Here is a 13,638-nt window from a genome sequence, read left to right on the forward strand (position 1 = left end):
AGCGGCGCACCGTCCAGGCGGCGTCGCTCCGCTTGCAGAAACGGAACTGTGCCCGGGCCGACCGCCCGGGCACGCACGAGAGACCGAAGAACCCACCCTCAACCTCATCCTGAGGTGCCGCGCGAGCGGCCTCGACGGAGAGCTCCAGGGATCGACACGACATCTGGAGACCTCCTGCGAGGCCTTCTCCGCTGCGGCACCTCAGGGCGAGGTGGCCGATGGGATGACCCGATGACCGATTTTCCCCCCGTCGACGGCACCGAGATCGCGCAGGCGCTGCGCCAGCGCGCGGCCGAGAAAATCCTCGTCCTCGACGGGGCGATGGGCACGGTGATCCAGCGCCTCAAATTCTCGGAAGAGGACTTTCGCGGGGACCGGTTCACGGATCATAGCCACGATCAGAAGGGCAACAACGACCTCCTGATCCTGACCCAGCCCGACGCGATCCGGCAGATCCACCTCGACTACTTCCTGGCCGGCGCCGACGTCTGCGAGACCAACACCTTCTCGGGTACCACCATCGCCCAGGCCGATTACGGCATGGAATCGATCATCCACGAGCTGAACGCCACCGGCGCGCGGCTCGCTCGGGAAGCGGCCCAGCTTGCCGAAAAGCAGGACGGCCGCCGCCGCTTCGTGGCCGGCGCCATCGGCCCGACGAACCGCACCCTGTCGATCTCCCCGGACGTGAACAATCCCGGCTTCCGGGCCGTCACCTTCGATCAGGTGAAGCAGGCCTACGTGGAGCAGGTCCGCGGCCTGATCGACGGCGGCGCCGAGCTGATCCTGATCGAGACCATCTTCGACACGCTGAACGCCAAGGCGGCGGTGGCGGCGGCCTGGCAGGTCTTCGACGAGACCGGCATCCGCCTGCCGATCCAGATCTCCGGCACGATCACGGATCTCTCCGGCCGCACCCTGTCGGGCCAGACCCCGGCGGCCTTCTGGCACGCCCTGCGCCATTCCGATCCGCTGACCTTCGGCCTCAATTGCGCGCTGGGCGCCCGCGAGATGCGCGGCCACATCGCCGAGCTGTCGCGGATCTGCGACACCCTGGTCTGCGCCTATCCGAATGCCGGCCTGCCGAACGAGTTCGGCCTCTACGACGAGAGCCCGGAGGCGATGGGCAAGCTGGTCGGCGAGTTCGCCGAATCCGGCCTCGTCAACATGGTCGGCGGCTGCTGCGGCACGACTCCGGACCACATCCGCGCGATAGCCGAGGCGGTCGCCGGCAAGGCGCCGCGGCCGATCCCCGAGATCCCGCGGCTGATGCGGCTCTCGGGGCTGGAGCCCTTCGTCCTGACGAAGGAGATCCCCTTCGTGAACGTCGGCGAGCGCACGAACGTCACCGGCTCGGCCAAGTTCCGCAAGCTCATCACCAACGGCGACTACGCCGCCGCGCTCGATGTGGCGCGCGATCAGGTCGCCGCCGGCGCCCAGGTGATCGACGTCAACATGGACGAGGGCCTGCTCGACTCGCAGAAGGCGATGGTCGAGTTCCTGAACCTCGTCGCCGCCGAGCCCGACATCGCCCGGGTGCCCGTGATGGTCGATTCCTCCAAGTTCGAGGTGATCGAGGCGGGCTTGAAGTGCATCCAGGGCAAGCCGATCGTGAACTCGATCTCCATGAAGGAGGGCGAGGCGAAGTTTATCCACGATGCCAAGATCTGCCGCTCCTACGGCGCCGCCGTGGTGGTGATGGCCTTCGACGAGAAGGGGCAGGCCGACACGCAGGCGCGCAAGGTCGAGATCTGCACCCGCGCCTACCTGATCCTCACCGAGCAGGTCGGCTTCCCCCCCGAGGACATCATCTTCGACCCGAACATCTTCGCGGTCGCCACCGGCATCGAGGAGCACAACAACTACGGCGTCGACTTCATCGAGGCCACGCGGGAGATCCGCGCGACCCTGCCGCACGTCCACATCTCGGGGGGCGTCTCGAACCTGTCCTTCGCCTTCCGCGGCAACGAGCCGGTGCGCGAGGCGATGCACGCGGTGTTCCTGTACCACTGCATCCAGGCCGGGATGGACATGGGCATCGTCAATGCCGGCCAGCTCGCCGTCTACGACGAGATCCCCGCGGAACTGCGCGCGCTCTGCGAGGACGTGGTCCTCAACCGCCGCGAGGATTCCACCGAGCGCCTGCTGGACTCAGCCGAGCGGTTCAAGACCGGGGCCTCGGCCCAGGCCAAGACCGCCGACCTTACCTGGCGCGAGGCCCCGGTGGCCAAGCGCATCGAGCACGCCCTGGTCAACGGCATCACCGAATACATCGTCGCCGATACCGAGGAGGCGCGGCAGGGCGTGGCGCGGCCGCTCCACGTGATCGAGGGCCCGCTGATGTCCGGCATGAACGTGGTCGGCGACCTGTTCGGCGCCGGCAAGATGTTCCTGCCGCAGGTGGTGAAGTCCGCCCGGGTGATGAAGCAGGCGGTCGCCTATCTCGAGCCCTACATGGAGGCCGAGAAGCTGGCCAACGGCGGCGACGGCAAGCGCCAGGCCGCCGGCAAGGTGCTGATGGCCACCGTGAAGGGCGACGTCCACGACATCGGCAAGAACATCGTCGGCGTCGTGCTCGCCTGCAACAACTACGAGATCATCGATCTCGGCGTCATGGTGCCGGCCGCCAAGATCCTGGAGACCGCCAAGCGCGAGAAGGTCGACATCGTCGGCCTGTCCGGCCTGATCACCCCGTCGCTGGACGAGATGGTCCATGTGGCCGGCGAGATGGAGCGCGAGGGCCTCGATGTGCCGCTCCTGATCGGCGGCGCCACCACGAGCCGCGTCCACACGGCGGTGAAGATCCACCCGGCTTATGCAAGGGGGCAGGCGGTCTACGTCACCGACGCGAGCCGCGCGGTCGGCGTGGTGTCGAGCCTGATCTCCCAGGAGACCCGCGGCGCCACGATCGAGAAGGTCCGGGCCGAGTACGCCAAGGTCTCCGCCGCCCATGCCCGCTCGGAACTCGACAAGCAGCGGCTGCCCCTGACGAAGGCCCGGGCCAACGCCTTCAAGATCGACTGGTCCGGCTACGCGCCGGCCAAGCCCAGCTTCACCGGCACCCGGGTCTACGGCTCCTACGAGGTCGCCGACCTCGTCCCCTACATCGACTGGACGCCGTTCCTGCAGACCTATGAGTTCAAGGGCCGCTTCCCGGCGATCCTGGACGACCCGGATCAGGGTCCGGCCGCCCGCGCCCTCTACGAGGATGCCCAAGGTATGCTGAAGCAGATCGTGGCGGAGCGCTGGTTCAACCCGAAGGCGGTGATCGGCTTCTGGCCGGCCAACAGCGTCGGCGACGACATCGCGCTCTACACGGGCGAGAGCCGGCAGGAGCGGCTCGCGACCTTCCACGGCCTGCGCCAGCAGCTCTCGAAGCGCGACGGCCGGCCCAACACCTGCCTGTCGGACTTCGTGGCCCCGGCCGAGACCGGCATCGCCGACTATGTCGGCGGCTTCGTGGTCACGGCGGGGCTGGAGGAGGTGCGCATCGCCGAACGCTTCGAGCGGGCGAACGACGATTACCGGGCGATCCTGGTGAAGGCGCTGGCCGACCGCATCGCCGAGGCCTTCGCCGAGCGGATGCACGAGCGGGTGCGCCGGGAGTTCTGGGGCTACGCGCCGGAGGAGAGCTACACGCCGGCGGAGTTGGCCACCGAGCCCTATGCCGGCATCCGCCCGGCCCCGGGTTACCCGTCCCAGCCCGACCACACGGAGAAGACGCAGCTGTTCGATCTCTTGAAGGCTGAGAGCCGGATCGGGGTGAAGCTGACCGAATCCTACGCCATGTGGCCGGGCTCCTCGGTCTCGGGCCTCTACCTGGCGCACCCGCAGGCGCATTACTTCGGCGTCGCCAAGGTGGAGCGGGATCAGGTCGAGGATTACGCGGTCCGCAAGGGGATGGATCTCCGGGAGGTCGAGCGCTGGCTCGGCCCGATCCTGAACTATGACCCGGCGCGGTACCTGGTGGAAGCCGCCGAGTAGGGGCGGGGGCGTCGACCCCGCGACCCGTCATCGCGAGCGCAGCGAAGCGACCCAGGGAAGCGCGACGCCGAAAGGCATGGTGCAACTGGATTGGTTCGCTCCGCTCGTAGAGACGAGGTCGGGCTCAGATTGAACCTGCGGGGGTCCTTTCCCCGGCGCATGCAGCGCTGGCAGAAGGCGAAGCTGGCCTCCCGCAGGAGCCTTCGCGGAAGCGATGATCCGGGTCGCAAAACTGGCCCTCAGCAGGTCCCCGCGCCTCGCGTATTCACGTACAGCGCGTACACCGAGTGTGTGGCCGTCATCAGCAACAGGTTGCGGTTGAGGCCGCCGAAGCACAGGTTGGCGCAGCGCTCCGGCAGGCGGATCCGGCCGATCAGCTTGGCCTGCGGCGAGAGCACGATCACCCCGTCCTCCGCCTCGCTCATCCCCCAGCCGCACCAGAGATTGCCGTCGCTATCGGCCCGGAACCCGTCCGGCGTGCCGGTGCCGGCGTCGTAGAACACGCGCCCGTTGGCGGTCTTCGTGCCGTTCTCGACCACGTCGTAGACGCGGATCAGGCGGTTGGGCTTGGCCCGGGCCTCGATGACGTAGAGCTTGGTCTCGTCCGGCGAGAAGCAGAGCCCGTTCGGCCCGGCCACGCCCTCGACTGCGACGCTGGCCTGTCCGGTCTTCGGATCGATCCGGTAGACGTTGCCGGGCAGCTCCGGCGCCGCCATCCCCTCGTGCGGATTCGGCCCGAAGGCCGGGTCGGTGAACCAGACGGCCCCGTCGGAGTGGCAGACCACATCGTTCGGCGAGTTGAGCGGCTTGCCGTCGAACCGGTCCAGCAGCGTGGTGAGGCTGCCGTCATGCTCGGTGCGGGTGACGCTCCGCGTCGTGTGCTGACAGGTGATCAGCCGGCCCTGCCGGTCGCGGGTGTTGCCGTTGGCGTAGTTCGACGGCTTGCGGAACACCGAGAGCGTGCCGGTCGCCTCCTCCCACTTCATGATCCGGTTGTTGACCACGTCGCTGAACAGCAGCGCGCCCATATCGCCGAACCAGACAGGCCCTTCCGCCCAGCGGAAGCCGGTGGCGACGCGCTCCACCGTCGCCGAGGCGAGGCGGTACTTGGCAAACGCCGGATCGAGCACCTCCACGGCCGGGTCGGGCACGCGCTGGGACGGCTCCCAACCCGCCCCAGCCGCCCGCGCGGCTCCGAGCAGGGCTGCTCCGGCGAGCAGCCCCCTGCGTGCGATCATCGCCATGTGGCCTCCCTATCGTGTCGGCCCGCCGTTCTTCGACGGCTCGGCCTGTCAGTGAATCTCGGGTTCGGGGATGCCGCCCGCGCCCTCCAGGAAATCGAAGTCGCAGCCCTCGTGGGCCTGCCGCACGTGCTGGGCGAACAGCCGGTTGTAGCCGCGCGGATAGGCCCGGTCCGGCGGCCGGAACGCCGTCACCCGCTCGGCGATCGCCGCATCGTCGAGGTGCAGGTGGATCCGCCGCCCGGGCACGTCGACGGTGATGAGATCGCCGTTGCGCACCGCCGCGAGCGGCCCGCCGGCGGCCGATTCCGGCGAGACGTGCAGGATGCAGGCGCCGTAGCTCGTGCCGCTCATCCGGGCGTCCGAGATGCGGACCATGTCACGGATCCCCTGCCGGAGCAGGACCTTCGGGATCGGCAGCATGCCCCATTCCGGCATGCCGGGGCCGCCGATCGGGCCGGCATTGCGCAGGATCATCACATGGTCGGGGGTGACGTCGAGGTCGAGGTCGTTCACCGCCGCGTTCATGGAATCGTAATCGTCGAAGACCAGCGCCGGGCCGGTATGCTGCAGGAAGCGCGGGTCGGCGGCCGGCGGCTTGATCACGCAGCCGTCCGGGGCGAGGTTGCCGTAGAGGATCGCGGTGCCGCCGGTCGATACGATCGGCTGGTCCAGGGGTCGGATCACGTCGTCGTTGTAGACCCGGACACCCGCGAGCCCATCGCCGATCGTGCCGCCGGTCACCGAGCGGGCGTCGAGGTGGAGGAGGGGGGACAGGCGCGCCATCAGGGCGCGGATCCCGCCGGCGATGTGGAAATCCTCCATCAGCCACTGCCCGGAGGGGCGGAGATTGGCGATCACCGGCACACGCTGGGCGAACTCGTCGAACTCGGTGAGCTTGACCGGGATTCCGGCCCGGCCCGCCATGGCGACGAGGTGGATCATCGCGTTGGTCGAGCCGGCCAGCGCATTGTGGACCACCAGCGCATTGTCGATGGAGCGGCGGTCGAGGATGTCGGAGGGCTTCAGATCCTCCCAGATCATCTCCACGATCCGCCGGCCGCAGGCACCGGCCATGCGGGGATGGTCGGCATCCGCCGCCGGGATCGAGGCCGCGCCCGGCAGGCTGAGGCCCATCGCCTCGGTGATCGACGTCATGGTCGAGGCCGTGCCCATGGTCATGCAGGTGCCGGCCGAGCGGGCAATGCCGGCCTCCATGTCGTTCCATTCCTGGGTGGTGATATTGCCCGCCTCCTTCTCGGCCCAGTACTTCCACACGTCGGAGCCCGAGCCGAGGATCGTCCCGCCGGAATGCCCGCGCATCATCGGGCCGGCGGGAAGGAAGATGATCGGCAGGTTCATGGAGATGCCGCCCATCACGGTGCCGGGCGTGGTCTTGTCGCAGCCGCCCATCAGCACCGCGCCGTCGACCGGATGCTGGCGCAGCAGCTCCTCCACCTCCATGGCCAGGAGGTTGCGGTAGAGCATCGTGGTCGGCTTGACGAAGTTCTCGGACAGCGACAGCGCCGGCAACTCGATCGGGAAGCCGCCCGCCTGCCAGACGCCGCGCTTCACGTGCTCGACCCGCGCCTTGAAGTGCTGGTGGCAGGGGTTGATGTCGCTCCACGTGTTGATGATGCCGACCACCGGCTTGTCGCTGAAGTCGGCGCGCTCGTAGCCCATCTGGAGCATGCGCGAGCGGTGGCCGAAGCTGCGCAGGTCGGTGGCGCCGAACCAGCGCTGGCTGCGCAGCTCGCCGAGGGTCTTCTTGCGCGCGGTCATCGCGATCTCTCCGGTGTCACGCGTTCGGGCGGGCGGGGCGGACGGCGCCGGCCGTGCCCGCGGCGGAAGCCTGCCCGCGAACCGTCGCGAAGGCGAGGGCCGCCGAGGCCAGGGCGCAGCCCGCCAGGAAGTAGAGCCCGGCCTCGTAGGTGCCGGTGGTGTCCTTCAGCCAGCCCAGGACATAGGGGCCGACGAAGCCGCCGAGATTGCCCACCGAATTGATCAGCGCGATGCCGCCGGCCGCCGCCGGTCCGGACAGGAACTCCGCCGGCAGGGGCCAGAAGGCCGGCTTGGTGCCGTAGAGGCCGACGGTGGCCACCGACATCGCCGCGAGCGCCCAGAGGCTGCCGAGCAGCGGGCCGGAGGCGATCAGCCCGATCGCCGCCACGATCGCCGCGATCACGAAGTGCCAGCGCCGCTCGTTGCGCCGGTCCGACGACCAGCTCCAGGCGATCATGCCGACGGTGCCGATGACGTAGGGCAAAGCCGTGGCGAGCCCCGTCTCCCAATCGGTGAGCTTCAGGCTCTTGAGAATCGGCGGCATGAAGAAGGTGATGCCGTAGGTCGCCGTGACGATGGTGAAGTAGAGGGCCGCCAGCGTCAGCACGCGGGAGTCGGTCAGCGCCTGCCGGAGCGTGAAATGGCCGTGGGTCTTGACGGTGCTGCGGCGCTCGGCCTCCAGCGTGTCCTCCAGCCAGCGGCGCTCGTCCTCGGCGAGCCATGTCGCCTTGGCGGGCCGGTCGGTCATCAGCGCGAGCACCACGAAGGCCAGCACGATCGCGGGCGCGGCCTCGACGAGGAACAGCCACTGCCAGCCGTGGACGCCCATCACCCCGTCGAGCTGGAGCAGCGCCCCGGAGATCACCGCCGTCAGGGCGTTGGAGCCCGGCACCGCCAGGAACAGGGCCGCCACCACCCGGGCCCGGTATTTCCGCGGGAACCAGTAGGTGAAGTACAGGATCATGCCCGGGAAGAACCCGGCCTCGGCCACGCCGAGGAGGAAGCGCATCACCAGGAAGCTCACCGGGCCGGCGATGAAGGCCATGCCGCCCGCGACCAGACCCCAGGTGATCATGATCCGGGCGATCCAGATCCGCGCCCCGGTGCGCTCCAGCAGCACGTTGCTCGGCACCTCGAAGAAGAAGTAGCCGAGGAAGAAGATCCCCGCGCCCCAGCCGTACAGGGTGGCCGAGAAGCCGAACTCCCGGTTCAGGCCGAAGGAGGCGAAGCCCACATTCGTGCGGTCCATGTAGGCGATGAAGTAGATCACCACGATCAGCGGCAGGAGCCGCCACGAGACCTTGGAGATGGTCCGCCGCTCGATCTCCGGCGAAGCCGGGACCGCTGGAATGCCCGCCGCCATGGCGCCCTCCCTGTTCTGATCGTGCGTGTGTCGGCCCGGGGCCGGGGCCCGCCCTCAGCGGCCGGTCTGCGTCCGCCACGCGGCGAAGTCGGCGAGGCTCTGCGCGTCGGTGGCCGGGTAGAGGCCGAGGATCGAGCGGCCCTTGCGAACCTCCTCGGTGACGAAATCCTCGTAGGCGGTCATCTCGACCGCCTCGGCGGCGACCTCGTCGGCGATATGGGCCGGGATCACCGCGACGCCGTCGCCGTCACCCACGATCACGTCGCCGGGGAAGACCGGGGCGTCGCCGCAGCCGATCGGCACGTTGATGTCGATCGCCTGGTGGATGGTGAGGTTGGTCGGCGCCGAGGGCCGCGCGTGGTAGCTCGGCATGGCGAGCGCCGCGATCTCGTCGGCGTCCCGGAAGCCGCCATCCGTCACCAGCCCGGCGCAGCCGCGCACCATCAGGCGCGTGGCCAGGATCGAGCCTGCCGAGGCGGCGCGGGCGTCCTTGCGGCTGTCGATTACGAACACGGCGCCGGGCGGGCATTCCTCCACGGCCTTGCGCTGCGGGTGCGCCCGGTCCCGGAACACCGTGATCGGGTTCAGGTCCTCGCGGGCCGGCATGTAGCGCAGGGTGAAGGCCTCGCCGACCATGGTGGCGCCGCCCTTCTTGAGGGGCAGGACGCCCTGGATCATCTGATTGCGGAAGCCGCGCTTGTACAGGGCGGTCATCAGCGTCGCCGTGCTGACGGTCTTGAGCTTGGCGCGCGTCTCCTCGGACAGCCCCGACATCCGCTCGTCCTCCCCGATGGTCGTGTCGCCCGGCCGCGGGTTCCCGGGGAACCGCCGTGAGCGCCGACTGATATCTCAGGGGTTGAGTAGCACGCCGTTCCTCGCCATTGTCAACTCCTCGGCTTGGCGTCAGATCAATCCTGAAACCGACGGGGCGAGTATTGGCGGGATCGGAACTGGTGTCGATTGAAACGCGCGAGACGGGCCTCGCGGCGACGGGACGTCCGCGCTCCCTCGCGGAGACCGCCTACGACGCCATCGAGCAGATGATCATCAGCCGCCGCCTCGCCCCGGGGGCGATGGTCTCGGAGGGCGAGTTGGGCGAGGAGCTGGCGCTCGGCCGCACCCCGGTCCGCGAGGCGCTGGCCCGCCTCAAGACCATCGGCTTCGTCGAGGTCCATCCGCGCCGCGGCGTGCTGGTCACCCCCGTCGACATCATCACGCATCTCGAACTGCTCGAGGTCCGGCGCCCCCTGGACGAGACGGTGGCCCGCTGCGTGATCGCGCGCGGCACGGACCAGGATCTCGCCGCGCTGGAGAAGGGGGTCGCCGGGCTGCTCGCCGCCGCCGGGGCCCGGGATCGGGAAACCTATTTCCGGACCAAGCGGGTGTTGCACGAGGCGATGGTCAAGACCGCCCACAACGCCACCCTGACCAGCACCATGGCGGCGCTCCACGCCCAGTCCCGGCGCTTCTGGTACACCTACGAGCCGACCGCGAGCTTCCTCGACTGCGCCCGGATCCATGCGGGGATCGTGGCGGGTGTCGTGGCCCGCGACGCCGATACGGCGCTTTCCGGCATCGGGACGCTGTTCGACTTTCTCGACCAGATGACACGCAGGGCCCTCGACCGCCGGCCGCTGGTCTGACAGGTTGACGGCGATCCGGTGGTCTCTATCCTCAGCTGAGATATCACCGGCATCTCAGACCGGATGACGGGCCCTGTTCGGCCGATGGCCGGACGGTGGGATCCCCAGGGAGGACGGCTTGAGCGGATTGCCCCCACGCACCGGCGCGCGCATTCTGGTCGATCAGCTGCTGGCGCAGGGGGTCACGCGCGTCACCTGCGTCCCGGGCGAGAGCTACCTCGCGGTGCTCGACGCGCTGCGCGACAGCGGCATCGACGTCCTGGTCTGCCGCCAGGAGGGGGGCGCCGCGATCATGGCGGAGGCGGCCGGCAAGCTCACCGGACGCCCGGGTATCTGCATGGTCACGCGCGGTCCCGGCGCCACCAACGCGTCGGCCGGAATCCACATCGCCCGCCAGGATTCGACGCCGATGATCCTGTTCGTCGGGCAGATCGCCCGGGGCATGCGCGACCGCGAGGCGTTCCAGGAGATCGACTATCGCCAGATGTTCGGCGGCGTCGCCAAATGGGCGGTGGAGATCGACGACGCTGCCCGCATCCCGGAGATCCTGGCCCGGGCCTTCCGGGTGGCCATGCAAGGGCGTCCGGGCCCGGTGGTGATCGCCCTGCCGGAGGACATGCTCGACGACGTCGCTTCGGTCGGCGACGCCCCCCACGTGGTCCCGGCCGAGCCCGCCCCGTCCCAGGCCGACGCGGAGCGCCTGCGGGCGATGCTGGCGGAGGCGCGGCGCCCGGTGGCGCTGCTGGGCGGCGCGCGCTGGAGCGCGGAGACCTGCGCGGCGCTCGCCGCCTGGGCGGAGCGCCACGACGTGCCAGTGGCGGTGTCGTTCCGCCGGGCGCAGCTCTTCCCCGCCGACCACCCGAACTTCGCCGGCGAGTTGGGGATCGGCCCGAACCCGGCGCTCCTCGCCCGGATCAAGGAGTCCGACCTCCTGCTCATGGTCGGCGGGCGCCTCTCCGAGATGCCGGCGCAATCCTACGGCCTGCTCGGCATCCCCGATCCCGGCCTGCCGCTGGTCCACGTCCATCCGGACCCGGAGGAACTCGGCCGGGTCTACCAGCCCGCCCTGGCGATCCAGGCGAGCCCGGCGGCGTTCTGCGCGGCCCTGCCAGAGTTTTCGCCCACCGGGAGCGGCCGCGCCGCCGAGGCCCACGCCGCCTACCGCGCGTGGTCGGAGACGCCCGAGCCGAAGCCGGGGGCGTTCCAGTACGGCGCGGCGATCACGTGGCTGCGGGAGCGGCTGCCGCCGGACGCGGTGATCTGCAACGGCGCCGGCAACTTCGCCACTTGGATCCACCGCTACTACCGGTTCCGCGCCTACGGCACGCAGCTCGCGCCGACCTCGGGCTCGATGGGCTACGGGCTGCCGGCCGCCGTGATGGCCAAGCGCAGCCATCCGGAGCGGATCGTCGTCGCGCTCGCCGGCGACGGCGACGTGATGATGACCGTGCAGGAATTCGCCACCGCCGTGCAGTACGGCGTCGCGATCCTCGTCGTCATCCTCGACAACGGCATGTACGGCACGATCCGGATGCACCAGGAGCGTGAGTATCCCGGCCGGGTCTCGGCGACCGAGCTGCGCAATCCCGACTTCGCGGCGCTCGCCCGGGCCTGCGGCGGGCACGGGGAGACGGTCGAACGGACCGAAGACTTCGCCCCGGCCTTCGAGCGCAGCCTCGCCTCGGGCCTGCCGGCGATGATCCATTGCCGCGTCGACCCCGAGGCGCTGACCCCGACCATGACCCTCGCGGCGATCCGCGCGAAGGCCCAGGCGGCCCAGCGGGGCTGACTGCCGGCCCGTATGCCAGACGAAGAGGACCAGCCCATGACCCTGCGCGGCGAGAACCTGATCGGCGCCGAGTCCCGGCCGGGAACCGAGGCGGCTTTCCGGGCCGTGGAGGCGGCGACCGGGCAATCCCTGGAGCCGGACTTCCCGGGGGCGGGCCCCGCCGACCTCGACCGGGCCTGCGCCCTGGCGGAGGCGGCCTTCGACACCTACCGCGAGACCGATCCGGAGACCCGGGCGGGCTTCCTGGAGGCGATCGCCGCGAACATCCTGGCGATCGGCGACGACCTTGTCACCCGCTGCATGGCGGAGACCGGTCTGCCCCGACCGCGGATCGAGGGCGAGCGCGCCCGGACCGCCGGGCAGCTGCGCCTGTTCGCCGGCGTGGTGCGCGAAGGCAGCGCCGTCGAGGCCCGCATCGACCCGGCCCTGCCGGACCGCACGCCGCTGCCGCGCCCGGACCTGCGCCTGCGACGCATCGCGGTCGGCCCGGTGGCGGTGTTCGGGGCGAGCAACTTCCCGCTGGCCTTCTCGGTGGCGGGCGGCGACACCGCCTCGGCGCTCGCGGCGGGCTGCCCGGTGATCGTCAAGGCGCATCCGGCCCATCCCGGCACCTCGGAACTGGTCGGCCGGGCCGTTCAGAAGGCGGTTGCCGCCTGCGGCCTGCCGGAGGGGGTGTTCTCGCTGCTGTTCGATGCCGGCCAGTCGATCGGGCAGGCGCTGGTGGCCGATCCCCGGATCGCCGCGGTGGGCTTCACCGGCTCGCGCCGGGGCGGCACGGCCCTGATGGCGATCGCGGCCGGACGCCCGACACCGGTCCCGGTCTACGCCGAGATGAGCAGCATCAACCCGGTGCTGCTGTTCCCGGGGGCGCTGGCGGAACGCGGCGCGGCGATCGGGCGGGCCTTCGCGGCCTCGCTGACGCTGGGCGCCGGGCAGTTCTGCACCAATCCAGGCCTGGTCCTGGCGCTGCCGGGGCCAGGCCTCGATGCCTTCCTGGAGGCCGCCGGGGCGGCCCTGCGGGAGAGCCCGGCCGCGACCATGCTGACCCCGGGCATCCAGCGCGCCTATCGTGAGGGTGTCGCGCGCGTGTCCGGGCACGCGGGCGTCACGCGCCTCGCCGAAGGGCCGGACGGTACGGCGACGCAGGGCCGGGCCAGCCTGTTCGCCACCGATTCGGATGCCTTCCTGGCGGATCCGGCGCTGCAGGCGGAGATGTTCGGCGCCGCGGCGCTGGTCGTCCGCTGCCCGGATTTCGCCGCGATGCGCGCGGTGCTGGCGCATCTGGAGGGCCAGCTCACCGCTTCGCTCCACCTCGCCCCCGGGGACCATGCGGCCGCGCGCGACCTGCTGCCGCTCCTGGAGCGGCGGGTCGGGCGCATCCTGGTGGACGGCTTCGGGACCGGGGTCGAGGTGGCGCACGCCATGGTCCACGGCGGCCCCTACCCGGCGACCTCGGACGGGCGCACGACCTCGGTGGGCAGCCTCGCGATCGACCGGTTCCTGCGCCCGGTGAGCTATCAGGACGTCCCGGACGCCCTGCTGCCGCCGGCGCTCCAGGCGGCCAATCCGCTGGGCCTGCCCCGCCGGATCGACGGCGTCCCCGACCGCCGCTGAGGCGCCCGCCGAACGGCTTGCCAGGCAGGAGCGCGCCGTCTAGACAGCGACCGCCTGCATTGGGGCGTCGCCAAGTGGTAAGGCAGCGGTTTTTGGTACCGCCATTCCCAGGTTCGAATCCTGGCGCCCCAGCCAAGCTTTCGCTAAGGCGTTGATCGGATTGCAGTCGGTTGTCAGCCGTTGTCGCGGCGAAGCCGGTTGTGCGCAGAGCCGTCGCACGCG

The 13,638-nt window shown here is 70.4% G+C and carries 8 protein-coding genes and 1 tRNA gene; 5 read left to right on the forward strand and 4 right to left on the reverse strand.

Annotated elements, in window-relative coordinates; all coding sequences use genetic code 11:
• Positions 1-231: 231 nt before the first annotated feature.
• On the forward strand, positions 232-3,984 hold the full coding sequence (gene metH, locus AC3IF3_RS22180; RefSeq protein WP_489230333.1) for a methionine synthase: 3,753 nt from the start codon (positions 232-234) through the stop codon (positions 3,982-3,984).
• Between the two features lie 239 nt (positions 3,985-4,223).
• On the opposite strand, the gene AC3IF3_RS22185 is transcribed toward metH, so the two are convergent.
• From AC3IF3_RS22185 to AC3IF3_RS22200, 4 genes are read right to left on the reverse strand one after another with little or no spacing between them, the layout of a single operon-like run.
• On the reverse strand, positions 4,224-5,228 hold the full coding sequence (locus tag AC3IF3_RS22185) for an SMP-30/gluconolactonase/LRE family protein (protein WP_489230334.1): 1,005 nt from the start codon (positions 5,226-5,228) through the stop codon (positions 4,224-4,226).
• Positions 5,229-5,276: 48 nt separating this feature from the next.
• Positions 5,277-7,007: an L-arabinonate dehydratase gene (gene araD, locus AC3IF3_RS22190; RefSeq protein WP_489218231.1), complete on the reverse strand. Its 1,731-nt coding sequence runs from the start codon at positions 7,005-7,007 to the stop codon at positions 5,277-5,279.
• Positions 7,008-7,023: 16 nt separating this feature from the next.
• Positions 7,024-8,370 carry an MFS transporter gene (locus AC3IF3_RS22195; RefSeq protein ID WP_489218232.1) on the reverse strand — a complete coding sequence of 449 codons (1,347 nt, stop codon included), beginning with the start codon at positions 8,368-8,370 and terminating at the stop codon, positions 7,024-7,026.
• Positions 8,371-8,424: 54 nt separating this feature from the next.
• On the reverse strand, positions 8,425-9,144 hold the full coding sequence (locus AC3IF3_RS22200; protein WP_243966529.1) for a ribonuclease activity regulator RraA: 720 nt from the start codon (positions 9,142-9,144) through the stop codon (positions 8,425-8,427).
• Positions 9,145-9,323: 179 nt separating this feature from the next.
• Between AC3IF3_RS22200 and AC3IF3_RS22205 the strand changes: the two genes are divergently transcribed.
• The 4 genes from AC3IF3_RS22205 (at position 9,324) to AC3IF3_RS22220 (ending at position 13,551) form a co-directional block, all read left to right on the forward strand.
• Entirely contained in the window at positions 9,324-10,013 is a 690-nt protein-coding gene (locus AC3IF3_RS22205) for a GntR family transcriptional regulator (RefSeq protein WP_489230336.1), read from the forward strand.
• A gap of 118 nt (positions 10,014-10,131) precedes the next feature.
• Positions 10,132-11,802, forward strand: a complete 1,671-nt coding sequence (locus tag AC3IF3_RS22210) for a thiamine pyrophosphate-binding protein (RefSeq protein ID WP_489230337.1) — start codon at positions 10,132-10,134, stop codon at positions 11,800-11,802.
• A 36-nt stretch (positions 11,803-11,838) separates the two neighbouring features.
• Positions 11,839-13,416, forward strand: a complete 1,578-nt coding sequence (locus tag AC3IF3_RS22215; protein WP_489230339.1) for an aldehyde dehydrogenase (NADP(+)) — start codon at positions 11,839-11,841, stop codon at positions 13,414-13,416.
• A 60-nt stretch (positions 13,417-13,476) separates the two neighbouring features.
• A tRNA-Gln gene (locus AC3IF3_RS22220) sits at positions 13,477-13,551 on the forward strand.
• The last annotated feature ends 87 nt before the right edge of the window (positions 13,552-13,638 follow it).

This window comes from Methylobacterium sp. J-118 (assembly GCF_057836565.1).

What these genes read in the sequence shown, in the direction of transcription:
- metH (WP_489230333.1), top strand. Translation starts at nt 232, where the DNA reads ATGACCGATTTTCCCCCCGTCGACGGCACCGAGATCGCGCAGGCGCTG.
- AC3IF3_RS22185 (WP_489230334.1), bottom strand. Translation starts at nt 5,228, where the DNA reads ATGGCGATGATCGCACGCAGGGGGCTGCTCGCCGGAGCAGCCCTGCTC.
- araD (WP_489218231.1), bottom strand. Translation starts at nt 7,007, where the DNA reads ATGACCGCGCGCAAGAAGACCCTCGGCGAGCTGCGCAGCCAGCGCTGG.
- AC3IF3_RS22195 (WP_489218232.1), bottom strand. Translation starts at nt 8,370, where the DNA reads ATGGCGGCGGGCATTCCAGCGGTCCCGGCTTCGCCGGAGATCGAGCGG.
- AC3IF3_RS22200 (WP_243966529.1), bottom strand. Translation starts at nt 9,144, where the DNA reads ATGTCGGGGCTGTCCGAGGAGACGCGCGCCAAGCTCAAGACCGTCAGC.
- AC3IF3_RS22215 (WP_489230339.1), top strand. Translation starts at nt 11,839, where the DNA reads ATGACCCTGCGCGGCGAGAACCTGATCGGCGCCGAGTCCCGGCCGGGA.